Genomic DNA, 25,558 nt, shown 5'->3' on the forward strand with positions numbered 1-25,558 from the left:
TTACGAGTCAGCTATAGAGCTAAGAAAGTCTCGAGTTACGAGTAAAAGATTTAAAAACATAAGAGTTGCTGTTGATGTCTAATTTTATGTTTCTTTATCATGCGTAGCTCGTAGCTCGTAGCTCGTAGCTCGTAGCTCGTAGCTCGTAGCTCGTAGCTCGTAGCTCGTAGCTCGTAGCTCGTAGCTCAGTAAAAATATTAGGATGTTATGTCTCTAGATGCATATTTAACCATAGGGCTATTCTTTGCGACCATAGCTGGGCTTATCCGCTTTCAGAGTAGACCCGCGGTTGTATTTGGTGTTGCTCTATTAGTCATGGTTGGACTGAACTTAGTATCACGGGATCAACTGCTGTCCAGCATGTCTAATCCCGGCTTAGTGACGCTGGTTTTATTAATCTTATGCTCTTTTGCTCTTGAGAAGACGCGCTTGCTCAGAGTGATAGCCTCCAAAGTTATTGTAAAAAGCTATAACTCCACTTGGATGAGGCTGTTTGGCATTACTGCGCTGAGCTCTGCCATGCTGAACAATACGGCTGTAGTGGCAACTTTACTATCACCCATTCGAAATAACCCACATCATTTCGCCAGTAAATTACTATTGCCTCTCTCTTATGCCGCCATTCTAGGGGGAACACTCACGCTCATAGGCACATCGACTAACCTTATTGTTAATAGTTTATATATTGATTCAGAAGGGCACTCGCTTAACTTCTTTTCATTTACAGCTGTCGGTAGCTTGTTAGTGCTTGGCTGTGGTTTGGTGCTGAGGCTTGTCTCTCGCTGGTTACCTAATATTGAACAAAAACATACCTGCTCAAAAGGTTATTTCATTGATGCTAAGGTGATTGAGGGCTCAGAGCTAATCGGTCGTTCTGTAGAAGGCAATGGACTTAGGCATCTAGAGTCGCTATTTCTGGTTGAGGTTGTACGTGATGGCCGCTTAATAAGCCCTGTAACGCCCACCGAAGTGCTTCAGCTCAATGATAGGCTCATATTTAGTGGTGATATTACTAAAGTGATGCAACTTAGCCAGTTTTCTGGCTTAGAATTGTTTGCAGAGAAAAATGGCCTACTTGACTCAAACCTGACTGAAGTCGTCGTTAAACAAGAAAGTATTCTCATTAATAAAACATTGAAGGGGGCAGGCTTTAGAGCACTGTTTGATGCGGCCGCTGTAGCCATTCGTCGTGATGGTGAAGAGATCTCTGGAAAACTGGGTGAAGTGGTCATTAAAGCGGGAGACTTCTTAGTTTTAGCTGTCGGTGAAGACTTTAAAACACGAAGAAATATTAGCAAGAACTTTATTGTTATCAGTGGTGTTGAGCCAGAAGTTCGTATTAATGGTGTTAAGGCCTGGGTGTCAATCGGTGGTTTCGCTTTGACTATCGCATTAGCGGCAACAGGTGTTATTGAACTCCTACAAGGCATGCTATTACTGCTTGGTGTGCTTATTTTTAGTAAGTGTCTCAACGTCAATGAGGTTGTCCGCCGCTTTCCCGTCGATATCTGGTTAATCGTATCTTCTGCTATATTGCTTTCACAAGCTTTAGTTAACACAGGTGTGGTTGATCTCATTGCTGAATTAGTACAAGAGAGTACTAATAGAGATCATCTGTATCTGGCGCTAATCATCATTTATGTGGCGACTTGGTTGATGACTGAGCTTATTACTAATAATGCAGCAGCAGCACTGATGTTTCCTATCGCTTATAGCATAGGGCTAGGTTTTGGTGTAGATATATTACCCTTTGTTATGACCGTTGCTTTTGCTGCAAGTGGCAGCTTTATCAGCCCTTATGGTTATCAGACAAATTTAATGGTGTATAACGCAGGTCAATATCGAATTGGTGACTTTGTTAAAGTCGGATTACCGGTAAGCCTAGTTTATGCCCTTATTGTTTTAACCGCCGTACCAGTGTTTTTCCCGTTTTAGTGGAAGAAGTATCGAGTACAAGATAGAGCAAAGAAAGTATCTATAAAAGTATCGATTACAAGACAGAGCAGAGAAAGCCTCGAGTTGCGAGTAAAAGAACAAAATTTAAATTCCTGGTTGATATTAATTTTTTCAGTTCTTTATCATGCGTAGCGCGTAGCTTCAAATTAATTTCAAGGATTGTTAATGTCACCTTATAAAGCCGTAGAGACAGAAGATAAGTCTTCAGATGTTGTTTGGCATCAAGCGAGTGTTTCTCACAATGACAGAGTCAAGGCTCATGATCACCGTCCTGCTGTACTTTGGTTTACAGGCCTTAGTGGTTCAGGTAAGTCAACGGTAGCAAATGCCGTCGATAAAATGTTGCATGATTTAGGCTGTAAAACCTACCTGCTCGATGGAGATAATGTTCGTCATGGTCTGAATGGTGATCTCGGATTTTCAGACAGTGATAGGGTCGAGAATATCCGCCGTATCGGTGAAGTCTCAAAGCTGTTTGTCGATGCTGGCTTGTTGGTTTCTACCGCCTTTATTTCACCATTCGCTGCCGATAGAGAGATGGTGAGATCTCAGTTAACCGCTGAGCAGTTTATTGAAGTTTTTATTGATACGCCTATTGAAGTTTGTGAGCAAAGAGATCCTAAAGGCCTCTATAAAAAAGCGCGTGCTGGAGAGATTAAAAATTTCACTGGAATTGATTCAGCCTATGAGCTGCCGTCGCAACCTGAAGTGCATGTAAAAACGGCTGAGCAATCTGTAGAAGCTTGTGCAATGCAGGTTGTACAATACTTGCAGGATAAAGGTTACTTAAAAGCTGCCTTGAGCTCAATATAGGCTAAAAAAGTTTCTTAAAAAAACTTTCGAATACAGGAAAAAGCTGAGAAAGTCTCGAGTTGCGAGTAAAAGATTAAAAAACATAAGAATTGTTGTTGATGTTTAATCTTATGTTTCTTTATCATTCGTAGCTCGTAGCTCGTAGCTCAAACATAACCTTAGAGTATACATGAATTACGATATTTTTAATGGTGATGCAGATGGCATCATAGCCTTGTTACAGCTTAGGCTCGCTAACCCAATAGAAAGTGAGTTGGTTACAGGCGTTAAGCGCGATATTCAACTTTTAAGCCAAGTGTCTGCTAATTCCGGTGACGCTATCACTGTTTTAGATATTTCAATGGAGAAGAATCATACTGCACTGCTGAATGTACTCGATGCAGGGGCAAGTGTGTTTTATGTCGACCATCACCGCTGTGGTGATATTCCAGCGCACAAAAACCTAGAGTCGAATATCAATCTTGATGCTAATACCTGTACTGCGCTCATTGTTGATCATTTATTAAATGGAAAGTTTCATCTTTGGGCAATAACAGCTGCTTATGGGGATAACCTTATCAAGAGGGCTGATCAGTTAGCGTCAGAGGCAGGGTTGTCGATTCATCAAGCTGAGCAATTGAAAGAGCTGGGTACCTTGATTAACTATAATGGTTACGGTAGCACAATAGCTGAGCTTCATTTTCATCCTGCTGATCTATACCTAGCGCTGCGAAAGTATCCCAGCCCTTTTGATGTCATTGCCGATAAAACTTCACCTTTCTATCTGCTTAAAGCCGCATATCAGCAAGATATGGATAGAGCATTAGCCGTTGCAGCAACATACCAGAGTGCTTTTTTATCTGTTTTCGAGTTACCTGACGCAGACTGGGCGAGAAGGGTGAGCGGTGTTTACGGTAACCAGCTTGCAAACCAGCAAGCGGCTTCTGCTCATGCGGTACTAACTGATAATAATGATGGTACTTATACTGTCTCTTTGCGAGCTCCTTTAAACAAAAAGCATGGAGCGGGTGACATCTGTACCCAGTTTGCTACTGGTGGGGGCCGAGCTGCAGCTGCAGGAATAAACGCGTTACCAAAATCAGAACTATCCCAATTTATTGAATCTGTTGAGCGCTATTATCTATAGTCGTAGCGGATTCTACCTTTCTATCTATACATCGAAGGGGGCTTTAGCTCCCCTAGATTAGCCACTAGAGTTAAAGGGAGAGTCATCGTCATCGCGGCAAAAGTACGCGCCTATTAGTTGTTTGTTTAGATTCGTTAGTGGCTGTTTGGCAAAGTCGATTTTACAGAGTGTGATATGATGTACCCTGTTCTGAGCTGTTAATTGTTGAGATGTAAACCTAAGATGAGAAAAGGCATTATTCTAGCTGGTGGCACTGGTTCTAGGTTATTTCCCATGACTCAAGTTGTGAGTAAACAACTACTTCCTATCTATGATAAGCCGATGATCTACTATCCTCTTTCCACTTTGATGCAAGCGGGGATCAAAGAGGTTTTGCTTATCTGCACACCCAATGATCTCCCCTTATTTAAAGCTTTACTCAAAGATGGTTCTCAGTGGGGGATATCGCTGAAATATGCTGAGCAAGTTGAGCCTAAGGGTTTAGCTCAAGCACTGATAATTGCCGAAGGTTTTATTGATGGTGGTTTAAGTGCTTTAATCTTAGGAGATAATATTTTTTATGGCGACTCTCTTCCCGCCTTGTTTACTCAGCTCTGCTCAACTACAGAAGGCTGTTTTGTTTTTGGCTATCATGTTTCAAACCCTCAAGATTATGGCGTGATCACCTTCGATGATGCCGGAGGGGCTTCTGCAATTTATGAGAAACCAGTAACGCCTGAATCTCAATATGCGATGCCAGGACTGTATTTTTTTGATGAACGTGCTTGCGCCTTTGCTAAAGATGTCATCCCTTCAAGCCGTGGCGAGCTAGAGATTGTTGATGTTGTAAATCGATATCTGGATGATAAATCTCTTAAGGTAGCAAAATTAGGAAGAGGAACAGCTTGGTTAGACACTGGCACTCCAGATGCGCTATCTGAAGCAACACAATTTATCTCAGCAATTGAAAAAAGGCAGGGGTTAAAAATTAACTGCCCTGAAGAGATTGCATTCCATCAAGGTTGGATTGACGACAATCAGCTCAAGCGACTAGCTCAGCCATTATTAAAAAGTGGGTATGGTGAGTATCTATTAAAGCTAATCATATAGGCGAATTTTATTGTAGGATGGCTTTTAGGGCTGAGAGGCCTGTGAGTGTTCCACCGACCTTTCTGGCGTAGTGCTGAAAAGGCTGCGCGGCTAAAGCACGCTTCTACGGTATATGAGACTTTACTGCACTATGTTGGGGTAATTCGCCTATGTCAGTGTTACCCGAAAGGTGGTTTATCTGTTTTTCTATTACCTCAAATGCATCACTGTAATGACAATCATTGTCACCTTCGGACCAAAATAGGTTAGATAACTGCTTGTATTGCTCACTATGCTTAGCCGAAACATAAAAACTATCACTTTCTTCGAGCTTCATAAGTAAAGCTTCAAAGCTAAATACTTTTGCTGAGCTGTCATTGCCAAATATTGGTAGGGCATCGACATAGTCATACATCTCTCTTTGCGACTGTATATTTTGTTTATTTTCTCCTTGTGCCTCTGTTATATCATCAGCAACGGACGCTGTTGCTTGCTCTGGAACATAAAAAAGTGTCGGTGTTTGGTAAGTGAGAAAGTCTATACACAGCGAGGATTGATCGGTGATGAGCAGGTCTATCTCATGCATCGTTGAGTAGATATCTTGCCAATGTGAGATATCTAGAATATTGCTATATTGGTCAAACTTCCCCGCTAGATGGGCTTCGTTTGGATGAAGTCTAATGAGGAACAGCTGATTATTGACCTGAAGGTGCTGTGATAGCATCTCCCAGTCGAATGCCTGCTCATACCGATTGACCTCCTTCCCTTCAGCGTAGGCTAGAGTATCACTCCATGTGGGTGCATACACTATGACTTTGCTGAATTTATGCTTCATCATCTTTTGAATGCTTGTTCTTTGTGTTGGGTAGCGGCGATAGTAATCGGTTCTTGGGTTACCACTGCGGTATAGCGCTGAGGCTTGAAGCCTAAAAGCGCTAGAGAAGAGTTGATCCATAAGAGGGCTTGGTGAAAGCATCAAATCTGGCTTGATATATTGCTGGTGGAACTTGAGTGAACATTTGAGGTTTTCACTCCAACTATCAGTTTTGTATGTGTTACTTAGCGGGCCTGACTCAATATCAAATTCAATCTTTTTAAGGGGCGAGCCATGCCAAAGGTTAACCTTAACAGCGCCTTTAGCAAGGTACTGGTTAATGTCTCCTATATAGCTGTTATAGAAGTAAAACTTAGCTGTTAGGCAGTGAAACAGTCCGAGCAAACTTCTACGGTGATATGCCTCAAAGCCTCTCTTCTTTAACGCTGAGACAAGTTGTGGGTCGCCGCTGATCCATATAGCGCGAATAAAGTGAGTTTGTTGCCAGTGTAGGTAGAGGTACTTAGCATTATCAGAAAATTGGTTTTTATAGCTGCCCATCACCGCTTTTTTAACTCGTGGCGAAAATGCGGAGCAGTGGTAGATAACTTTTCTTAAACCTAACAGAATAAAATAGAACATGACTGCTTCCTCACCGGTGCTGGTTCTTAATTCGTTGATACAGATAAGCTATTTTTTATCTCTGTAGTCGATATTTGGTCTGTTCTATCTAAATAGATCACCTTGCAAAGGCTGGTTAATTCGTCAAACTCTCCTTGCCAATCACTCCCCATGCCAAAGAGATCTATGTTGAGATTGATAATATCTTGCGATTTTTGCTTCCAGTTCGTTTCTGGAATAACGAGATCGACATAGCGACATGAAGCGACAATTTCTACTCGCTGCTGGTAACTAAAAAAGGCGGCCTTGCCCTTTAGAGCATTAAACTCATCTGTCGATACGGCCACTATGAGCCTATCGCCCATCGTCTTGAGTCGTTTAAATAAGCGAACGTGGCCATAATGAAAGAGATCGAAGGTGCCATAGGTGATTACTGTAGTCATAATGATTCTCCTATTTACGGGCTGCGAAGCGCGCGAGCTTAGACCTAGAGCTGGGTGTTATAAGCTGTGGCTGTAAAGCACGCCAGAGCAAGTGCAGATACTTTGTTGAACGTAAGTCCGCATCAAACTCAAGTTCGAGTAACATGCGCTCCTCTTCGGGGGCTGAGCGGTCTAACAGCAGTTGCACTGGTCCTAACACGCCCAAGCGACGAAGTTCTTTTCCCGCGGCATATCTCGCTTCTGGGGAGTCACCAAACAGATCTAGTCGTCCTGTTAATACATGATAAAGCTGTGGCAAACGAGCGATTATCGTGCCGGGAATATTCCAGCGCCATGCTTGAAACTTGTGGCCTAAATTATCGATGAAAGTATCTGTAACTGTGAAGTGTGCAGCCTCCTGAATACATACACTTCTCAATGATAAGTAAAGGCAAATAAATGGCCATAATGGCAAGGTCAAAATGAAAAAGATTAATAGAGCACTGCGGGTTAACTTACTGGTTTTGCGTCCACACGGTTTGGCAATGCGCTCATTTGTGCCAATTAATGACAGGTCGTTAACTTGGATCACGCCACCGTTTTCGATATTGATGAGTAAATCCTTACTTAAAATGCTATTTTTGACCTCTAACTTTTCTCCAACATAGGTATTGGGGAGTACTACGCAGTTCTCTAATACGGACTCTCTATCGATTAAGCAATCTTTTCCAATCACTACGCACTCGTTCAATGCAACTGTTTGCTCAATGCGACTTCCTTCTCCAATGACGCCCCAGCCATTTTGTTCTGATAAGTTACCGCTATCTGATTTAGCTCCGACATAGAACGAGCGTAGGGGATTGGCAGAATTAAACTTACGGTTTGAAGGCGTAAGCGTTGGAAGTTGATTACCTGCCAAACTTAGGTTTGCATCCATATATGAGTCGAAGCTATCTAACATGAAGCTGCGGCCGTGCAGCACTAAGGTCACCACACTGCTGGTGTCGGAGTGAGAAGACAGAGGCCAGTCGATATCGGCGATATAGGGTAGGGCTGCTGGCAGTAAAATCATTCCGGCATTTTTACTTTCCATTTTTGCTTGCACGAAATCATCTGAAAAATCCGCAGCAAAAGTGATAAATTGTGCAATTGAGGGGGTGCGAAAAATATCTCCTCGAGTGAGTAATAAGCTTTCCTTTGGGTCCAGAGCAAGGCGGCTTAGGATTGAGCTTGTTTCCTCTTGTGGTTTACTTAAGAAGTACTCAATGTCTAACCCCCATTTTTCCCCATTACCCAGTTGCGCTTCAATCTCTTGTGCTTGAGATGAGATGATTAACTTTATCTGTGTGATCCCTGCTTTAACGACATCCTCTAAGGTGTACTCTATGACAGCTTTATTACCGACAGGCAGTAAAGCTGGGCAGTAATGGCTATTTAGAGGGGCTAACTCATCGCCTGTTCTGTTTGCAAAAATGATTGCTTGCATGCGCTTTCTCCATGTAAAGGTCGTTAATATCTGTGTGAAGCCTGTTTTAACGCTTTATTCTTGCCACACTTAATATGCACCCCGAGCAAAAATGACTGCTGGGATAGTTTTAATGAGTAACCAGATATCGGTTATAAGAGATTGCTGGTAGATGTAATCAACATCTAATTCGACCTGTTTATCGAAAGGAATGTTTGAGCGACCAGTGACTTGCCAGATACATGTAATACCAGGCTTTACAGCCAGCCTTCTTCTATCTTCAAGACTATATTGCTTCACTTCAGATAAAAGGGCGGGTCTCGGGCCGACGAGTGACATCTCTCCACATAGCACATTCCAAAGTTGAGGGAGTTCATCGATAGAGGCTTTTCTTATCACCTTACCAATAAGGGTGATCCTGGGATCTTTTTTCATTTTAAACAGCACGCCGCCTTGCATCTCATTGGTTGCTTGAAGCTTACTAAGGCGCTGCTCTGCATCTTGATACATAGAGCGAAACTTCCACATAGTAAATGGCGTATTGTCTTTCCCAGCTCTTTGTTGGCTAAATAGCACTGCACCTTTTGACTCGAGTCGTATGAGTATTGCAACAGTGATAAAAAGCGGTGCAAGTAAAACAAGCAAGCTACTTGCACAAACAATATCAAGCATGCGCTTTAATTTGATGTTGAGTTTGCTGATGGCAAGTTGGCGCTTGCAACGTATGAGTGCTCGGCTGTTATTTATATGAGGCTCAGTGGCGTTCAGTAACTTACAGGTTAACGCCTTATCTTCACTTTTAACCGGATTGCTTTTGGTATTACGCTTGTTGTCGCCATGGCGCTGCTGGTTTTCTTGGGCTATCTCACGCAGCACGCGTAACAGGAACAGTGGGTTACCTATGATGTATCGTTTCCACATACGCTTGGGCTCTTCAGCCAATCGACAAACCCACTCCATACCTAACTGTCTGACCCAGAGCGGTGCACGTATAATTTTTTCGGAGTAAAAATCAAATAAACCACCGACGCCAATCCCTACGGCGACATTAAGTTGTGCTTGATGCTTCTCTAACCAAAGCTCCTGTTTGGGGGCGCCCATAGCAACCAGTAATACGTCGGTATTAGATTGATTGATTAAATCAATTGCTGATTGATTTAGCTCTTCAGTGGTTAAAAAGCCATGGTGAGTACCGGCTATTTTTAATCTTGGATATCGCTTTAGCATATTTTCTGCGGTGGTATCTGCGATACCTGGCTCACCTCCTAGGAGGAAAACCGACATATTGTGCAATTGGAGCTGTTCGCATAACCTTGGAAACATGTCAGTGCCATTAAGGTTGTCCTTTGGGCAGTAGCCTTTCCACTGACTTGCTAGGCGGATCCCTGAGCCATCGGCAAACACACTCTTGCAACTTGTTTGTAAGCAGCTTAGATAATCTGCATGTTTATAGGTAAGGTTGAGGCAGTCGGCATTAACAAAGGCGTATTGAACCATGGATTGCTGTGCCTCCACCGATAGAAGCCCCTCACCTTGATGGCGTTGGCTGCTATAAGTCTTGCTTTGCTGAATGATATTTTTCAGCATTTCATCCATGGTGAGGTTACTCAGTTTAAGTTTAAATAGCTCAATGACTGGAGAGCTGTTTGTGATGGCTTTATTAGAGAATATTGAGGTGAAAACAATTCGACATGCAGCCATTAAATAAGAGGTAGCACCTTTTTGAGCTTGGCAAATTTCAACCTGCTCTTGAGCCAGGTTATGCTCAAAATTAAGACCAACTCTCTGGTGCATCTGTTTGAAAGTGAGTAGCCCAGGCTTAAACAGCAATTTGTCTGTTTGAGTATGAGTATTTTGCTGATTATTATTGGCGCTAAAACCTTGCTGCATGTGTGGCAGATAGAAAGTATTCTCAAGGCCTACAAGTGACAAATCCCCTTTAAGAAGGTTAAAAAGATGCGGCCACTGGCAACATACTCCTTCGCCCGTAAATTGATATAAGCCGACTTTTTTACCATTGACTCCAACTATGTTTACTCGCTCAATGGCTAAGCCATAACGGCACTTTCGATATAGATATTTGAGTACTAAAACGGGACTAGCCCCAACAATGAGTAAGATAGCCGTTAAACAGTCGATTGCGCGAACACAGTAGTCATTGCTGCTTGATGCTTCTATTTGTGTTTCAGTTAGCATAATTCCTACCTTAAGCATGATTGCTGAATTTTCCATGTTTGCCATTACTCTCTTTCTTGAGCATTGGCGCCGCACGCTATGTTTACTTTTTACGTCGTTTTACTCTTGATTCATGTTCAGTACTTTCTTTATACGAAGCTCTTATACAAATCTTTTATACAAAGCTCTTTTACAAGGTACTTATTCTTAGTACTCATGCTTAGTACTTATGCATAGTACAGGCCAAGTGTTAAAACCCTTTTATTACAGTTGGTTGCGTTTTGGTTTGTACATTTAGCAATTTAAGAAAGAGTGATGTTGCAGTTTGCATAGCAAGGTGAAAAGCTAAAAGCAGTGTGAAAGAGGATATGTTTACATTGGTACTAAAACCTTAGTATCTAAAACTTCAGTACCTAAAGCATTAGTACCATGACCTGAAATCAGCCTCCGTATTTGAATAGGGTAAAGCTAATTAACCGTAAAAAGAGCTGGTCCAGTACCGCGAGTAACTGTTTATATTTGTCAGTTACTCACAGCACGGGACTAAAGCGGCTTTAGATGACTTAAGAGCTAAGAGCTAAGAGCTAAGAGCTAAGAGCTAAGAGCTAAGAGATAAGTGAGGATTTAACCCCATCTCTGCTAATTCTAGACTTTTGCATATGGCCCATAATGAATTGACCAATATTTTCAAATACTTTGTAACACCGAGAGGGGAGCAGCCAGAGTAGGTATGCTGCAGATAGAGTGACACAGGTTCTACCCGTTTCATCTACCAATATTCTTGGTGATACGCTTAAGGCTCTATTGATCAGTTTGATTGCATTCTTACCCTGACCATTTCGAATAGCTTGCCTTGCTAGGTATCTGAGCTGATAGGCTCGGGCATTTTGTTCATTTTGTTTCAATAGCTTAGGAGCGAACTGCTTTGCCTTGTCTATCATCATCTCCCAAGATTGCAGCTGCTTCATTATATTGGCAGATAGCCCCTCCTGGTTGAGTCGATAGAAGGTTAATGGCGCAGGGATCCCCTCCATTTTCCAATCCGTGGTAGCGACAATTCTGAGCCAGCACTCAATGTCCTCAGATTGGCGGAATCGTTCGTCAAAGTAGCAAGTGTAGTCTTCCGTATGGTTCATTGCCTGAAAGCGGATGTCATTCAACGTTTCACGGCGGATCACAGGTGCAGAGCCATTGCCTACTGGATTTCGACATAGTAGGTGGGCGGCAGTGATCCCGGTAAGTTGCGGCATCTGGTAAAAATGAATTAACTTTCCTTTATGGCTCATAAAGCTTGAGCGAGAGAAGCTGATCCCAACTTCTGGTGACTGGTTTAGGTGTTCAACATGCATCTTGAGCTTAGCTGGGTGCCACATATCATCTGAGTCGATGAATGCGATATAACGGCCGATAGCATGACGTATACCAGTATTTCTTGCAGCGGCTAAACCTTTATTTTCTTTATGATTAACGATACGGATACGGTGATCTTGAATCGATTGGCAAAGGGCTAAACTGTTATCGGTAGCACAGTCGTTGACAATAATGAGCTCAAAATCAGTAAATGTCTGCATCAAGACTGAATGGATGGCGCTTTTTACAAAGCGCTGCACGTTATAGACGGGCATAACAACAGAGACTTTAGGCATCATGGGAAACCTCCTGGTTAAATGCTTTTGAAGATGAGTTATTAATTTTATTGTTCATTTTGCTATTTGATTTAGTGCATGCTTTGACGCTGCTTGCAGCCTTATGAGTTGAGCTATTTAGGATGAATAGGTGAACATAGATGCTCACAGCAGGCATAGCGACTAGGTGGATAATTAAGATCCCTAAGGCAACACCTTGCAGTCCCCACTGACTGAAAATACAGATAGTGGTCACAAGCAATATGGTGAAACCAAAGTTGAGTTTTAAGTTGAGTTGCTGTTTATTGATGCTGATCAGCAATTGACTGACAGCTTCTCCTAAGGGTCTTACGAGCCCGCTTAAACAGAGAAGAATAAATACGGGAAGGGCGCCTGCTGAGATCCATTGCTCACCATAGACAAAAGGTAAGTAAAATGGAGATAACGCAGCTTGTAGCAGCACAATCGGTACTGTGAGTTTTAGAATAAGTGATAGTGAGTTAGTGTAACGACTCTTTATCTCTGATGAGACTGGAATTGACGAACTCACCGTTTCATTATCATCCTTGTCTGCGTCCGTTTTATTAAGCTTTTTATCTGCTTGAGATTGCTTATCTTGGCTATCTGAATGAGGGTTTTTAGGTGTACACAAGTGTGAATACAGTGCTGTCCCGAAGCCCTGAACAATTGAGGTACTGATCCCGAGGCTCGCATTGAAGGCAAAGAAGTAAACGCCTAGCGCTTCTATGCCTAAGAAGTAGCCTACTAGTAGATAATCGATATTCTGTCTCAGCGCGATGCTCAGATCGCTTAAGCCCACCTGAGAACCAAAGCTAAGTAACTTAGTTGTTGATGGTGAGCTGACAGACAGTTTTTTGGTTAATTTTTTTGTCTGTTCTACATCATCTTGACGCTTAGCATTATTTTGAAATAGCTTTCCTTTTTGAGCTTGCACACGCTCAATAAAAGCCGATATTTGGTGACGGATAAACCCAGTTTGAGCATGTTTATGAGAATTGATAGCTTGATTAGGCTTATCAAGAGATATCATTTTGAGTTTATTTGCATAGCCTTCATCGCCAAGGGGATTGTTGTATCTGTGAATGCCAACCCAGATAAGGATCACTAGGACTTTGGGGATGATAATGGCCCAAATACCTAAGCCAAGTAGTGCTAAGCTTGCTGTTAATATGCTATCGCCTATGGTTTGCCAAAGAATTGCTCTTCCAACAATGCGCATTTTATTTTGTTTTAAGTTACTTGCAGCATGCAACATGCCAAAGGGCAAGAGTAAGTAGCTTGTTGCCATGAGTATCATCGGCGGGATTAGGGCTAAATCCTGATGGTAAATCGCGAGAGGCCAGCTGAGTAAGCTCATGGCAACAAATGCTGTGATAGAAGCCATCCAGTTAATCTTGTTTGCATTCGGTAGTGTGGCGTTGAATGTTTGATCATCCATTTTTATTAGTGATGCAGAGGTGATCCGTCTCGTGGGTGTGCAGATAAGCTCAAAGCAGGTGAGGATGATTGCCACTTCACCAAACACTTCGGGTGTGAGCAATCGAGCAATAATGATGCTGCAAGCAAGCCTGACAATGCGGCCAAGCACTTGAGCTGAACCTAACCAGAATAGGCTCTTACTAAATGCACTTCTTGTTTTCTGCTGCTCTTTATCGAGTGTTGGCATCGTATTTCCTTATCTAAGATCACTAAAACTGGCTGATAAGTTTTGGTGTTAGATAGATAAGTTACACAATCTATGCCAAGTATGGGATTGGTGGTAATATTATGATTTTTAATGGTTATATTTTACATTGATGTCATTGCCTTCCTGCTGGATGCAGGCATTTGCAATGCCGTTTGCAAAAGGTGATGGCTTTCATCGTGTAATGAGTTGTTTTTTGCAAAATGCGAATGATTGCTTAATCTGCTGGCTTAGCTTTAGCGTGCGCTATACCCAGAATGATTAACCCAGGCCAGAACAGGTAGGCTAAGATCTCTAAATTCTCACCAAAGGTATAAAGAAACAGCTGCAGGAGTATTGCTAAGCCTGATGCCGCTACTTTAGATGTGAATATTTTGCCGATTAACGTTATAAAGCTAACTAGAAATGGCAGTGCAAGGGCAATTGCACCAACAAGCCCCTTTACAAAAAGGAGGCCATACCAAGTATGGTGTGAGCCTATAGGCATATATTCCACCATATGTGGACCACGCTCGACAATGCCATGTCCCCAGACCAATGCTTCATTGGCCCACCTTTCTAAGGCGATATTAGCAAGGTGCTCTCTGACTCGTGTTGAGCCTGCTCGGGCAGATTTTATCGCAGAGATACTCATCTCTACTCGTTCAATGGCTTGAGTTCCGAATAGCCCAGTTAAAAGGGCCAAGGGACTGGCGATAAAATAGAGCCACGGTGACCGGTGCCAACGTAGGAAGGAGAAATATCCGATCAAAATAATATAGCAAACTAATGCCAGCCGAGATTGAGAGATTAATACCATCAGTAAGCTGGCTATGATGCCGTAGGTTTTATACCTTCGGCTTTGCTCCTGTATGGCGAAATTAAGCAGCAGATTCCCCATCATTCCCAGTGCAGGTGCCCAGGGGGTAAATAACCGCCATCTTGGTGTGCCACTACCAGGGTCAATCTCGTAGAGACTGACGCTAAAAAACTCAGGTCCAGGTCCGCCAATAATGCTTAGTGGAGAGACATACAAAGTGCTAGGCAGCCCTAAGATCCAAGCCATTACACAAAACGGGAAGATAATCAGTGTGTACTTACCTAATAAGCATGATGCACGGTAGATGATCTCTTTACGTATACATAAGCTGCCAATAAGTGGAAATATAGCTAAAAGCGCCCAGCCTTTAGCCCAGCCAATGGATGATTTTATCAACTTAGGTAAGCCCAGTTCATGTTCTAAGTGGGCAATCACTAACGCTATAAGCATGATGCACATACCCACTATCCAGCTTAATTGAGCTGGTGAGAAGTTGAAATCTTCCTGATCGATAAGATACTTTTTCATCAAACGAAGCAGCAATATCCAGGCTATAACAGGCGCTACGATATACATGGCACCCAAGAACCAGAAGAGGTAGGTATAGGTGATGCTATACCAGACAATTTTCTCATCTGTGTTCTCAGGGAAAATCTCTTGAGCTGTAGCCATGAAACCTCCTGATAGAGTGACGAGATTCGAGCTTCTTGGAGCAAGAACCTAACTCTTAAGCCGTTAATATTTTCTGTAAGATTGGTTTACGGATCCACATGATGCACAAGCCAGCCAAGGAGAAGATTGATGCAACGACCCCTCCAAGCAAGGTTAGGATCTGGGCGACTTTATTTTCTTTCGTTGGTAGTGAAGGTGGCGCGAGTAACTGCAACAGTGGATAGGCGGAGTAGATATCAGCTTTTCCTATATCCATCTTGGCTAAAGCTGAAGTAAATACTGCGGTTGCGACCTGGTGCTCACGGTGAAGGTCTCCAAGCTTCGCAGCGTCATCATTGCTGTGGGCTAAACGAATATCCCATTGTGCAATCTGCTCTTTTAATGAGCGTATCTCTTGGCTTAACCCCTCAGCTTCAGTGGTGAGGCTAAGCAGTTGCTGCATGAGTTGAGCTCGGCCATCAATATCGTCAGCTGACAACATCAGCATTAGTGTATCATCCTGATAACCCAGTAAGATTTCGCAACGCTTTTTCATTGCGTTGAAAAGTGCCTGTTGCTGCTGTGTCTGTGTGACGACTTGTGGGTGTTTGCTGCCGTAGCGCCCACCAAACTCAGCGAGCTTGGCTGTCGCTTGGGTATAGATAACCAATAGTTGTTGATAGATCTGATCGTTTTTAAGCTTAAGCAGATCCGCAGCCTGTCTTGCATTTAATGATAGATGCATCTCCAACATTTTCTGGCTTGCTATTACTCCCTGTAGTTTTGAGGTCATATTCACTTCATTATGTCTCAATCTCTCTAATGTCAGTGCTACCTCTTTAAATTGATCTAGCGAGACTAAGCCTATTTGTGATTGAAAATCGAGAATTTTTGATTGGCTTTGACTCACTTTCTGAGCAAAGCCATCAATGCCCATTTTCACTCCGTTTTCACGCTGGTGGATCTCATCCTCTCTTAGCTGAGAGAGCAGCGCTTGCAAGCTATGGTAATGCGCCCATGCTTTATTTTGGGCATCGATGGCTGTTTTGCTGTTAATGCTAAACTGCATGATACCGGTTTGATTGGGTAACTTTAGTTTAGGTTTAGTCATAGTTGATGATGAGATATTTATTGTTTTTGCCGCTGCATCAATTAAAGTTTGGCTCATTGAGAGTGCTTTATAGTTCTCTCTTGGATCGATTGCTGAGCTTAAGTAAGGAGAAGTACTTGAGCTACTTGCTTGACCAATACTGTCTAGGCTGACTAATGCACCAGCGCCAGCACCGGGAAGAATTAGTGTCCACTTACTGACAAACTTAGTTGGCGTTACGGCTAAAGTGATAAACACCAGCGTCCAGATAACCGCTAAAGCAGCGACAGCAGTTTTGATATACACCCAACGTCTGGCATTTACCGGTAGGCTACTGCCCTTTAAAGCAGCTCGCTTTAACCAAAGAAGTTGTTTGGGCTCATTACTTTTTTTCATAATCAGTCATCCTTGGTTAATTGAGCGCTGCTTAAAGTAAGCCTAAAAGTGTTGCTGGTAGTAACACTTCTGTGACTGTACGGGCGATTTCACGAATGTTAGTGACTGTAGAGTCATAACAAGCTATGCCATCACCAGGGAGCAAAACAGGGTTCATCAGAGGACGCCAAGAGTTTGCTATTAAACCGTCGATTGAACGCTCAACTACATCGACTTGTTTAGTAAGGGGGTTTTTAGTAATGAGTAAAACGTGTCTACTTGCATTCGTCATTTGTGCCCCACCGACACAGTTCCCCCCAATCACTCCAGTAAGTAGGCGAGTGCCGTAAGGAAAACGCGTCGCTTCAGTATCGACTGCGGATTGAGAGTTACTGCTCGCAGGTTGGGTTAAGTTTGATATAAATACTCTTATACCTGGCGCGGTGATTTGCGAGGGTCTGGCTAATTCATCATCAAATGTTGTTTTTTGAGGCACATGAATATGGTCATTGGCCATCAAGGTAAAGTGAGGTACTTTGGCTCCTGTCATCACGCCAGACAAATCCAGTGTAATGCTTTCCTTACCGCGGACTAAACGAATCATTGTAAGGTCAGCGTCAGGGCTTACGCCTCCAGAAGCTCTAAGTGCTGCAGGTATTGAACGCTCAGCGGCTTGATCACCTGAGTGTTTGTGATCATCATCTTTGAGTTCTGTCTCTGATTTGCGGTTAATCAGGTGTAGGCCTGGCTCGAAAATAGCCCCAGATACCGTAATTTCAATAGGCGCCCACCTAAGCGGGGTGATACTGAGTCTGATCGTACCTTCAAGCATAAGATCCTCATCGAGTAGTTGCTGCATAATACTCACTTTAAGTTGCTCGATATTTAGCCCTTGAGCATTAATTGCTGCTAAGTAAGGCAGGTAGATAAAACCGTCGGCGTTAACTTCAACTTCGCCACTAAACTCCTCACCGTTGAGAATACTGATATCAAGTTTGTCACCTACTGATAATTTCATTTCAGCAAATGAGCCTGCTGCTAATTGGTTTGATAACTGATGGCTAGCGTTAATCTTGTTTGTCGTAACTGCAGGCGCTGCAGCAGAGCTGACCGAATTTGATGCTTGTTTACTTGTGTATCTTTTTCTTTCATAGGGCGTTTTACTGCCATAGTAGTGGCAGGTTTTACTGTTATTTGATTCAACTTCATGCGTATTAGCACATAAGTCTGCGTCTTTACGTTCAATGAGCGAGGGCGTCACACAAGCTGCAAGATTGAGCATAAGGAAAACGCTGAGTCCTTTCATCGTACTACTGTCTAATTTATCCATAACTTGCTCCTAGCTCTATCTCGTAAATAGCCTATTTATTAAGCCGCTAAGTTCTGATATTCCGTGAAGGCTAATGGCTACAGATATGCTCAATTGCAGCATCTTCATCTTCAAAAATGATAAATACTTGATGAAGCCTTGTGAGCTCAATAAGAGAGCGCACTCCTGCTGAAGGGGAGAGTAAAATGACCTCTCCAGAACGCTTTTGAGTCAGCTTATGTGCAGACACTAGAACCGATAGGCCGCTTGAATCGATAAACTCTACTTGATGCAGGTCCATGACGAGCTTATTGCTGCCAGACTCTATTTGACGCGATATAGCCGCCCTTAGTGTTGGGGTTTGTGCCATTACCATCTCTTTAGGTAATGTGACTAAACAGGCATTATCGAGTGTTAATGGAGAGAATTTCATATGGTGCTCCTTAAAATCATCAGCTTGTTCTTTGGGTTATAATAATAGATTGCACAAAGCAGGCCATGTTTTAAGTTGTTGAATTTGATGTTTTTATCTAGGTGGGTTGGTTTTTGGATTGTGATTGGCAGGCGTATCGCTTTTATTGCAATGCATTTTGCGAAAGTGGCTTGTGTGGTAAAAAGAGTCAAAGTATAAGGGAGGGAAATCGCTGTTTGTTGTCACTTAATCGGGAAGCTATTAAGCCATGGGAGCACATAAAACATGGGAGCTATTTACAGAGGGTAAGTTACAGAGAGTAAGCTAGAGGGCTCTTGATACAACTTAAGGCCGTACAGTGCTTTCCTTATTAAGTTACCCTCTGCTTGGGTTTGTCCATGCATGGTTAACCCCTTAGCAAATTTAACCTCTCAGCAAGCTTAGCCTGAGATGAGTGCCAGCGACAGATGCCTGAAATTTCATTTGATCCATCCAATTTTGAATAATCCATAGCCCCCTACCTGAGAGCGAGAACGGAGATGGGCAGTCAATCTGATCTGATAACTCGGTATAAGGGGAATTATCGAGTAGGTCTATGGTAATAACCTCCAGGTCGCAATGAATGATAACCACGACCTCTTCAAGTTGACTGTCAGTATGTTGCAACACATTTGATAGGGCTTCAAGGATGCAGGTAATGACTTTGAACCTCTGCTGCGTACAAACACTATTTTGCTGTAGAAATTGTTCAAGCTCTGAACAAAGCAATTTACTGGTCCAAATTTTTTGAGATAGGTTTAATTGAATACTATTCATAATGCCTCCATTTAGCATTGGCTGAATGCTTAGAAATCGCTCATGCTGATGTATATAAGCTGTTATTTTTATGCACCTGCTTTCAAGTGATACAGGTTATGACTTGGGATTGCTTTTGTGTAAGGGGGACTCATCTCTCCTATTGCCTCTGTTTCTTGCAATGTTTCTACTTTATCTGAGCTCTCTAGTGTTAGCGTCTCTTGATTAATCATCTCCTCATCACGCTTAAGGCTGGACGTCGAGAGGATCATCATAGATATATCATCTTGGGCAGACTTTTCCTGCCAAAGGTCAACCGCATGACTTAAGTGATGCAGTAATGACTCTGGAAGAAGTTGATGCGCATCTGAACATGCTTTGAGTAATCTGTGTTGGCCAAACTCACCAAATTCGGGGTGATGGCACTCGTAGACGCCGTCGGAGTAGAGCATTAGGTGCTGCTGGCTGTTGAGAAAAAATGAGTTGTAGCTGTATTGAAAGTGATTATCGATCCCAAGAGGTATTCCTGACTCTAGCGCCATAAGCTCAGCGCCATGGTTGTCGATCAAAATAGGTTGCGGGTGCCCAGCGATTGTTAATCTAACTTGGCCGCTATCTGTATTTGCTATACCCAAGATGAGTGTGGCAAATCGCCCTGCATTTTCTGGATCATCAAAGTCAGCATTGAGCTCATTAACGATGAGAGCAGGATCTAAACTATCCCAATTACAGCTTTTACAGCTTAACCTTTGTGCCAAGGTAAAGCTCTGCATAGAGGCGGCTATGCCATGACCTGTGACATCAAGAAGGTAAAAACCGAGGTGGGAGTCGTCAATGGAAAAGCATTGAAAAATATCGCCTGCGAGCTCCTGAGCAGGTTGAAACCTTGCAGCTAAGCGCCAATCATTAATTTGATTACTTGCACTGGGAAGCATTGAACCTTGTAGTTTGGCAGCGCTATCTAAATCATCTTGAACTTGCGCTAAGTAAGCCTGCTCTTTTGATAGGGCGCTATTGAGAGCGGTATTTTGCTGTGCTAAATACTGCTGCATTTTTACAATTCTTGCTGCCGCAAGTAGTCTGACCTTTAGAATGCTTGGGATAAAAGGTTTAGTTAAAAAATCATCGGCTCCGGATTCTATACCCTCTATCATATGTTTAGCTTGATTATTGGCGGTAAGTAACAGTGTGTAAGGGGGGATAGCTTCTTGTTTGAGGTGATGGCAAAGCTCTGGCCCTGTCATTGCGGGCATACGCCAATCACTGATAACGATATCTGGTAACTCTTGTCGATAAATCGCTAACGCTTCACTACCACTAGCACAGCTCGATACTTTTAAGCCCATCTCCTTCAACAGCTTAGCGATAAACAAACGCTCGCTTTGAGTATCTTCAACTAACAAGACTGAAAGTGCATCCAGTGGCTCAAGGTTCATTGAACTTGCTTGCATCTGCTGTGATGTATTTAAAAGCATAAGTCAGCTCGCTCTCAGTTGTTTATAGTTAAGGTTTTGACTGAAATATCGTGCTAGATGACAGCTAGCTTTGACCGTTCAGTTTTCAGTGTGGTTATAGAGAAAGCAATCTTTGAGCCAGTACGAACACACTGCAGTTAAGTTATTGATAGGCTGTCTAATATTTTTAATACATAAAAGGTTATAAAAGAATGAATGGCATTTAATTGCAATATGCAAAAGGGTCATTCATATTAATAAAACAGCCTTGATGATGTTTTTACTTATCTGTTTTGTATGAGTTAGCTGAATGATATCGTTAAGTTTTTGGTCTTTGGCATGAGCTTTGCTCCAGTATTTTTAACACGACGCTATGAAAATATTACTGGTAAGGATATGCAAAATGAAAATATCACAATGGATTAGGTTTACGTTAAATGCCGCTACTATTTCACTTCTTAGTTTTTCTGCAAGTGCTCAAGTGGATGAAATTGCAGATGATGTAACTCAGCCCACCGTACTTACCTTCGGCATAGTACCGCAGCAAGCTGCAAGCACTCTGGCTAGGAAGTGGTCGCCTTTACTCGCCGCTCTTTCGCAAAATGCAAATTTCCAATTGCGTTTTGCAACTGCGCCAGATATTCCTACTTTTGAGAAGCGTTTAGCAAAAGGCGAATATGATGTGGCTTACATGAATCCCTATCATTTCACAGTGTTTAACGACTCTCCCGGTTATCAAGCCGTAGCTAAAGAAAAAAATAAGAAAATACAGGGCATCATAGTCGTTAAGGCTGACTCTGAAGTGCAATCTTTAGCTGAGCTTGATGGTGAGCTGCTTGCATTCCCAGCGCCTGCAGCTTTTGCTGCGAGTGTGTTACCTAGGGCTAATTTAAAAATTAAAGGACTAACAAATGAAATTAAATATGTTGGCTCCCATGATTCAGTCTATCTTGCTGTCGCACAAGGGCTAGTGGCTGGTGGTGGGGGAGTAAAGAGAACCTTCAAAACGATGGATAAGGCTGTGACCAGCCAGCTGCGCGTATTGTGGGAAACGCCTGGTTATACCCCCCATGCAATTGCCATTCATCCAAGCGTTGACAGCGAGATGGTCAAAGAGCTTACAGAAAAATTTGTTCATCTTTCGTCTAATGATGAAGGCATTGCGTTGCTAAACAGCCTTGGATTTAAGCCGTTTGAGGCGGCGAATAATCAAGATTGGGATGACGTAAGAGCCTTAGGATTAGGGGGATTTGCTAAGCCACTAGAGACAGTAAATGAGTAACCTTTGTTTGAAGGAGGCTGGTTATGACATTTAGGTTAAAAACGGTATTAGGCATCGCATTAATTGAGGGTGTCTTGTTGATGCTATTGGTTTATACCAGTGTTGATTACCTTAAAAGCTCTAACCAGGCCGAAATAGAAAAACGGGCTAATTCAGTGGTGATGTTATTTGCTGCTGCGACCAAAGATGCTGTGATAAGCACTGATGTTTCTACGCTTCAAGAGCTTGCGAGTGAGTTGTTGGAAAGCTCTCAAATACTTTATGTAGAAATATATGATCGCACTGATTTGCTTGTCAGTGCTGGAGATGCCGCAAGTGGGCGCGCTATCAATAAAAATGGAGATGCTCAATTATCTAGATTTGTTGATGATGAAGATGGCGTGCTGGATGTTAAAGCTGACATTGTCGAGTCTGGCTTTGTTTTTGGCCGAGTAGAGCTAGGGATCAGTATTCATGAGTTTGATCAGTTCCTAGCGAGTGCAATGACCCGTTTCACCTCCATTGCAGGGTTAGAGATGGTCTTGGTTGCACTTTTTTCTTGGTTATTAGGCAGCTACTTAACTCGAAATCTAAGCCAGCTAAAAAGGGCTTCCAAACGTATTCTAAAAGGTGAAACTGGCGTGCAGATCCCAGTGACGACAGAGGATGAAATTGGCCAAACAACCCAAGCTTTCAACCGTATGGTAGAGAAGATAGAGCAAAACACCAGCGAGCTCGAAAGTGCCAACATTCGCTTGAGTACGATATTAGAGGCTGCTGTCGATGGGTTTATTATCATCGACGATGAGGGCGTGATTGTTCAGGTCAACAATGCTGTAGGTCATCTATTTGGCTATGAGGCAGAGGAGTTATTAGGCCAAAGCGTATCTATTTTAATGCCAAGTCATGAGCGGCATATGGAGAGCGAATTCTTATCGCGTTTAGTTAAGTCCAAGCGAGAGGGGCAGGGCAGAGGGAGAGAGTTAGTCGCACAAGATAAAAGTGGTAAATTATTTCCCATCGAACTATCGGTATCTAAAATGGTGATTGATGGTGAAACGTTACTGCTTGGTTTAGTACAAGATTTAAGTGATATCAAGCTCAAAGAGGAGCAAGCTAAACGAACAGAGTCGATATTGCTCGCAACGCTTGAAGCGAGCCAAGATGCCTTGATCACCATAGATATCACCGGAAGAGTACAGGAGTTCAATGAGGCGGCAATTCAACTGTATGGCCACAGCCGTGAACAAGCATTAGGGGAAATTTTAGAAGATCTTATTTTTGCAGATATTGAGCGAAAAGCATTTAAGCAAGGGTTAGAGAAGTTTCGTAAAACCGGCAAAGGGCCGGCGATTAGAAAGAGTATTGAGCTGATGTCGATTCGTGCCGACGGTAGCCAATTTCCCGTAGAGATGAAGATGATCCCTGTGCAGCTCGGTGATGAAGTGCTATTAACGGCATTTTTACATGATGTCTCTGAGCGAATGCAATATGAAACTAAGCTTAAAGTCGCGAAAGAGCAAGCTGAGCTTGGTAGTAAGGCTAAGTCTCGTTTCTTAGCGACAATGAGTCATGAGATCCGCTCCCCCTTAAATGCCGTACTCGGAGGGGTTGAGCTAATACTAGATTCAAATCTGAGTAAAGATCAGCGCATCTTTGCCCATACCGCTAAAGAGGCTGGCACGGCACTATTGAGCACGATTAATGATATTTTAGATTTTTCCAAAATTGAGGCTGGCCAGATGGTGCTTGAGCATATGGCCTTCTCTCCTGCAAAAGTGGTAGCGCAAGTGATGCAGATACTTGCGCCTAAAGCCAATGAGAAAGGGGTGAATTTAGCGACCTTTATTAACCGAAATGTACCAGATTTAGTCAAGGGTGATGCCCAGCGTTTACGCCAAGTTATTCATAACTTAGTTGATAATGCTATCAAGTTCTCAAGTGGCGGCTGTGTTTCTGTTGAGATATGGATCCCCGATAGTCAACATTCTGAAGTTGAACTGCATTGTGCTGTGACAGATGAGGGAATAGGTGTGAGCCTATCAGCTCAGAAGAAATTATTTAAAGAGTTTAGCCAAGTTCATGACCAACATAATACTAACTACAAGGGAACTGGACTTGGGTTAGCTATCTGCTCTGAACTCATCACTATGATGGGAGGCAAGATTGAGCTAACTAGCCGCCTAGGCCATGGAAGTTGTTTCAGGTTTAATGTTCGATTACAGATTGAGATAGCCGAACGAAACAACATCTACCATATACCTGCGCACGCGAGAGTACTCGTGGTTCATCAAGATAAAACCTTTTGTCACCTAGTGAGAAAGCAGTACAGCCAGTATGGGGTCACTGCGGTCAATGTAAGCAAAGTTAAGGATATTTTTAATATCGATTTGGTTAGAGGGCGGTTTAACTTAATTCTTATCGATGACACCAGTTTACCCGACCTCAACCTTAAATTTACCGAGCAGTTAAAGCGTGACTTTTTGTATGAGGACGGCTTGATTGCTGCACTCATGTCGGGACTTCGTCCTGAAATGTCTGGTTTATTGGCCGATATTGGGCTTGAGCAGGTGATCAATAAACCCTTGAGCCGGGAGATGATGTTAGGTCTACTCAGTGGGGAAGATACTAAAGAATCAGTCGATGAGGAGGAGGAGTTACTCGTTCCTGAGTTAACCTCAAAAAATAAGCGTTTACTGCTGGCTGAAGACAGTCCATCAAACCGAGTAATAGCCGGCGCTATGTTGTCAAAATCTGGGTTTGAGGTTGAATACGCCCATAATGGTCGAGAAGCGGTAAGAATGTCAGCCGAGAATGATTATGGGCTGATTTTAATGGATATGCGTATGCCTGAGATGGATGGCGTGGAGGCGACAAAACAAATTTTGTTAAGCCAGCCAGAGACAATAATCTTAGCGATGACAGCGAATGTACAAAAAGAGGATGTGGAGTCTTGTCTTGCCGCAGGAATGAAAGACTTTGTTCCTAAGCCCGTTAACAAGGTTGAGCTAAATAAAGCCATTAATAAATGGCTTCCGGTTGTGCAGCTTGATGAATTTAAAGGTGAACATATACAGGAATCGACGCTAAATCAGGTTGAAAGTTGTATAGATGCGATTGAGGAATTAAGCTTGAGTAATGAGCCGACAATAGACGATATCATGAACTTGAAAAAGGATAGCCTAGATAGCGAAGACAATAGTGTGCCATTTGAGGCGTTATTTGATGAGTTGGTATTGTCTGAACTGGCTGATGCGTTAGGGAAGGACTCGATGGAGGGGATGTTTACCGTCTACCTGCAAGAGACCCATGAACGACTTAAAATACTAGAGACCTTAATGAGTTCGATGAACTTTAATGAGATTGACGATCAAGCGCATACGTTAAAGAGTAGTTCGGGGAGTTTTGGTGCCCAAGCTCTGTATGAGGTAGCCAAATGTCTTGAAAAAAGTGCGCGAGAGAAAGACAAAGAGGAAGTTGAATCTTATATGGTAGAAGTGCAACAGATAGGCGAGCAAACAATCAAAGCATTCAAAGAACGGTTTGCAGCGTAAGCCATTACTTCACCGATCAATTTGAGGATCGCGCTCTCACTAGAGGCTGTTTTTTGTAAGCTTGCTTA

The 25,558-nt window shown here is 42.8% G+C and carries 18 protein-coding genes; 6 read left to right on the top strand and 12 right to left on the bottom strand.

Features of this window, described 5'->3' with window-relative positions; all coding sequences use genetic code 11:
- Positions 1–207: 207 nt before the first annotated feature.
- The 4 genes from BM736_RS09035 (at position 208) to rfbA (ending at position 4,984) form a co-directional block, all read left to right on the top strand.
- Positions 208–1,935: an SLC13 family permease gene (locus BM736_RS09035; protein ID WP_076411064.1), complete on the top strand. Its 1,728-nt coding sequence runs from the start codon at positions 208–210 to the stop codon at positions 1,933–1,935.
- A gap of 186 nt (positions 1,936–2,121) precedes the next feature.
- Positions 2,122–2,769: an adenylyl-sulfate kinase gene (gene cysC, locus BM736_RS09040; RefSeq protein WP_076411066.1), complete on the top strand. Its 648-nt coding sequence runs from the start codon at positions 2,122–2,124 to the stop codon at positions 2,767–2,769.
- Between the two features lie 169 nt (positions 2,770–2,938).
- On the top strand, positions 2,939–3,895 hold the full coding sequence (locus tag BM736_RS09045; RefSeq protein WP_076411068.1) for an acetyltransferase: 957 nt from the start codon (positions 2,939–2,941) through the stop codon (positions 3,893–3,895).
- 222 nt (positions 3,896–4,117) lie between these two features.
- Entirely contained in the window at positions 4,118–4,984 is an 867-nt protein-coding gene (gene rfbA, locus BM736_RS09050; RefSeq protein ID WP_076411070.1) for a glucose-1-phosphate thymidylyltransferase RfbA, read from the top strand.
- Between the two features lie 103 nt (positions 4,985–5,087).
- On the opposite strand, the gene BM736_RS09055 is transcribed toward rfbA, so the two are convergent.
- The 12 genes from BM736_RS09055 to BM736_RS09110 all read right to left on the bottom strand — a co-directional run bounded on the left by BM736_RS09055 (position 5,088) and on the right by BM736_RS09110 (position 20,696).
- Positions 5,088–6,419 (bottom strand): CDP-glycerol glycerophosphotransferase family protein, encoded by a 1,332-nt coding sequence (locus BM736_RS09055; protein ID WP_076411072.1) that lies wholly within the window; start codon positions 6,417–6,419, stop codon positions 5,088–5,090.
- A 26-nt stretch (positions 6,420–6,445) separates the two neighbouring features.
- Complete coding sequence (tagD, locus tag BM736_RS09060) at positions 6,446–6,841, bottom strand: glycerol-3-phosphate cytidylyltransferase (RefSeq protein ID WP_076411074.1); 396 nt, start codon at positions 6,839–6,841, stop codon at positions 6,446–6,448.
- Between the two features lie 10 nt (positions 6,842–6,851).
- Positions 6,852–8,306, bottom strand: a complete 1,455-nt coding sequence (locus BM736_RS09065; protein ID WP_076411076.1) for an NDP-sugar synthase — start codon at positions 8,304–8,306, stop codon at positions 6,852–6,854.
- 69 nt (positions 8,307–8,375) lie between these two features.
- Positions 8,376–10,526, bottom strand: a complete 2,151-nt coding sequence (locus BM736_RS09070; protein WP_256717766.1) for a WecB/TagA/CpsF family glycosyltransferase — start codon at positions 10,524–10,526, stop codon at positions 8,376–8,378.
- Between the two features lie 539 nt (positions 10,527–11,065).
- The gene (locus tag BM736_RS09075; protein WP_076411078.1) at positions 11,066–12,109 is read right to left on the bottom strand and encodes a glycosyltransferase family 2 protein; all 1,044 of its coding nucleotides are present in this window, start codon (positions 12,107–12,109) and stop codon (positions 11,066–11,068) included.
- Positions 12,099–13,772 carry an oligosaccharide flippase family protein gene (locus tag BM736_RS09080; protein ID WP_076411080.1) on the bottom strand — a complete coding sequence of 558 codons (1,674 nt, stop codon included), beginning with the start codon at positions 13,770–13,772 and terminating at the stop codon, positions 12,099–12,101. The genes BM736_RS09075 and BM736_RS09080 overlap by 11 nt, the downstream gene beginning before the upstream one ends.
- 235 nt (positions 13,773–14,007) lie before the next feature.
- Positions 14,008–15,261: an O-antigen ligase family protein gene (locus BM736_RS09085; RefSeq protein ID WP_076411082.1), complete on the bottom strand. Its 1,254-nt coding sequence runs from the start codon at positions 15,259–15,261 to the stop codon at positions 14,008–14,010.
- Between the two features lie 55 nt (positions 15,262–15,316).
- Positions 15,317–16,726: an exopolysaccharide biosynthesis protein gene (locus BM736_RS09090; RefSeq protein ID WP_083700001.1), complete on the bottom strand. Its 1,410-nt coding sequence runs from the start codon at positions 16,724–16,726 to the stop codon at positions 15,317–15,319.
- Between the two features lie 31 nt (positions 16,727–16,757).
- On the bottom strand, positions 16,758–18,035 hold the full coding sequence (locus BM736_RS09095) for a polysaccharide biosynthesis/export family protein (RefSeq protein ID WP_076411087.1): 1,278 nt from the start codon (positions 18,033–18,035) through the stop codon (positions 16,758–16,760).
- A gap of 70 nt (positions 18,036–18,105) precedes the next feature.
- Positions 18,106–18,447, bottom strand: a complete 342-nt coding sequence (locus tag BM736_RS09100) for an STAS domain-containing protein (RefSeq protein WP_076411088.1) — start codon at positions 18,445–18,447, stop codon at positions 18,106–18,108.
- A gap of 402 nt (positions 18,448–18,849) precedes the next feature.
- Entirely contained in the window at positions 18,850–19,242 is a 393-nt protein-coding gene (locus tag BM736_RS09105; RefSeq protein ID WP_076411090.1) for an ATP-binding protein, read from the bottom strand.
- Between the two features lie 68 nt (positions 19,243–19,310).
- A complete protein-coding gene (locus tag BM736_RS09110) occupies positions 19,311–20,696 on the bottom strand; it encodes a PP2C family protein-serine/threonine phosphatase (protein WP_256717767.1) in 1,386 nt (461 codons plus the stop codon).
- A gap of 382 nt (positions 20,697–21,078) precedes the next feature.
- Here BM736_RS09110 and BM736_RS09115 point away from each other — a divergent pair, with 382 nt between their 5' ends.
- Both BM736_RS09115 and BM736_RS09120 read left to right on the top strand, forming a co-directional pair.
- Positions 21,079–21,957: a PhnD/SsuA/transferrin family substrate-binding protein gene (locus BM736_RS09115; RefSeq protein ID WP_076411092.1), complete on the top strand. Its 879-nt coding sequence runs from the start codon at positions 21,079–21,081 to the stop codon at positions 21,955–21,957.
- 23 nt (positions 21,958–21,980) lie between these two features.
- Positions 21,981–25,490, top strand: a complete 3,510-nt coding sequence (locus BM736_RS09120; RefSeq protein ID WP_076411094.1) for a PAS domain S-box protein — start codon at positions 21,981–21,983, stop codon at positions 25,488–25,490.
- Positions 25,491–25,558: the final 68 nt, after the last annotated feature.

The sequence above is a fragment of the Shewanella sp. UCD-KL12 genome (genome assembly GCF_001957125.1).
Lineage (GTDB): Bacteria > Pseudomonadota > Gammaproteobacteria > Enterobacterales > Shewanellaceae > Shewanella.

Excerpts from the sequence above, each read along its gene's own strand:
- BM736_RS09110 (WP_256717767.1), bottom strand. The coding sequence starts at position 20,696 with ATGCTTTTAAATACATCACAGCAGATGCAAGCAAGTTCAATGAACCTT.
- BM736_RS09080 (WP_076411080.1), bottom strand. The coding sequence starts at position 13,772 with ATGCCAACACTCGATAAAGAGCAGCAGAAAACAAGAAGTGCATTTAGT.
- BM736_RS09095 (WP_076411087.1), bottom strand. The coding sequence starts at position 18,035 with ATGGATAAATTAGACAGTAGTACGATGAAAGGACTCAGCGTTTTCCTT.
- BM736_RS09115 (WP_076411092.1), top strand. The coding sequence starts at position 21,079 with ATGAAAATATCACAATGGATTAGGTTTACGTTAAATGCCGCTACTATT.
- BM736_RS09105 (WP_076411090.1), bottom strand. The coding sequence starts at position 19,242 with ATGAATAGTATTCAATTAAACCTATCTCAAAAAATTTGGACCAGTAAA.
- cysC (WP_076411066.1), top strand. The coding sequence starts at position 2,122 with ATGTCACCTTATAAAGCCGTAGAGACAGAAGATAAGTCTTCAGATGTT.
- BM736_RS09075 (WP_076411078.1), bottom strand. The coding sequence starts at position 12,109 with ATGATGCCTAAAGTCTCTGTTGTTATGCCCGTCTATAACGTGCAGCGC.
- BM736_RS09055 (WP_076411072.1), bottom strand. The coding sequence starts at position 6,419 with ATGTTCTATTTTATTCTGTTAGGTTTAAGAAAAGTTATCTACCACTGC.
- rfbA (WP_076411070.1), top strand. The coding sequence starts at position 4,118 with ATGAGAAAAGGCATTATTCTAGCTGGTGGCACTGGTTCTAGGTTATTT.
- BM736_RS09120 (WP_076411094.1), top strand. The coding sequence starts at position 21,981 with ATGACATTTAGGTTAAAAACGGTATTAGGCATCGCATTAATTGAGGGT.
- BM736_RS09035 (WP_076411064.1), top strand. The coding sequence starts at position 208 with ATGTCTCTAGATGCATATTTAACCATAGGGCTATTCTTTGCGACCATA.
- BM736_RS09070 (WP_256717766.1), bottom strand. The coding sequence starts at position 10,526 with ATGGCAAACATGGAAAATTCAGCAATCATGCTTAAGGTAGGAATTATG.
- BM736_RS09065 (WP_076411076.1), bottom strand. The coding sequence starts at position 8,306 with ATGCAAGCAATCATTTTTGCAAACAGAACAGGCGATGAGTTAGCCCCT.
- BM736_RS09100 (WP_076411088.1), bottom strand. The coding sequence starts at position 18,447 with ATGAAATTCTCTCCATTAACACTCGATAATGCCTGTTTAGTCACATTA.
- BM736_RS09045 (WP_076411068.1), top strand. The coding sequence starts at position 2,939 with ATGAATTACGATATTTTTAATGGTGATGCAGATGGCATCATAGCCTTG.
- BM736_RS09085 (WP_076411082.1), bottom strand. The coding sequence starts at position 15,261 with ATGGCTACAGCTCAAGAGATTTTCCCTGAGAACACAGATGAGAAAATT.
- tagD (WP_076411074.1), bottom strand. The coding sequence starts at position 6,841 with ATGACTACAGTAATCACCTATGGCACCTTCGATCTCTTTCATTATGGC.
- BM736_RS09090 (WP_083700001.1), bottom strand. The coding sequence starts at position 16,726 with ATGAAAAAAAGTAATGAGCCCAAACAACTTCTTTGGTTAAAGCGAGCT.